This is a genomic window from Streptomyces sp. ME02-8801-2C (assembly GCF_033793965.1).
GTDB lineage: Bacteria > Actinomycetota > Actinomycetes > Streptomycetales > Streptomycetaceae > Streptomyces.
The window spans coordinates 1-559 of record NZ_JARAXP010000063.1; the positions used below are offsets into that span (position 1 = coordinate 1).

Here is a 559-nt window from a genome sequence, read left to right on the forward strand (position 1 = left end):
CGGGCGGCCGACCTGGCCGGAAAGCCTTTCCTGCACGTAGTCCCGCAGCCGGTCGTTCGCGGCCAGTTTCGCGGTCTTCGGGCGCCGGGCCACCAGATCGGCCTTCCACCGCGCGACCGAAGCCCGGTAGTCCAGTCGGGCGCCACGAGTCGCGGCATTGCGCCGCAGCTCCCGGGACACCGTCGAAGGATCACGGCAAAGACGCCGCGCGGTCTCCCGGACCCCGATGCCCTGCGCTTTCAGGATCGCGATCTCTTCACGCTCGTGAAAGGACAGGTACCGGCCGGACTGCGGAGCAAGATCCATTGGTGGCATGCCGCCACCGTGGCGGAACCATCTTCCCCCCGCCGCTTGGGATACGCCGACCGAAGCCGCCGCCTCCTCCGGGAGCAGACCCTTCGCGATCTGCCGCCAGAACTGACGTTCCACTTCCCTCCGAAGCGCCGGCGCACCCGGGGACTTCATCGGCGAACGCCCCGTCAACGCCGCCATCCACCCTGCTGGCCTGCCCATCAACACCTCCGAGGACGAGGTGTTGCAACGACCAGTTGAATCCGCC

General features: G+C 68.5%; 1 protein-coding gene. It reads right to left on the bottom strand.

Annotated features, from left to right (window positions below; translation table 11 throughout):
• Window positions 1–492: helix-turn-helix domain-containing protein (locus PV396_RS44945; protein ID WP_319214174.1), on the bottom strand; the 492-nt coding region annotated here is incomplete at its 3' end.
• Window positions 493–559 lie beyond the last annotated feature (67 nt).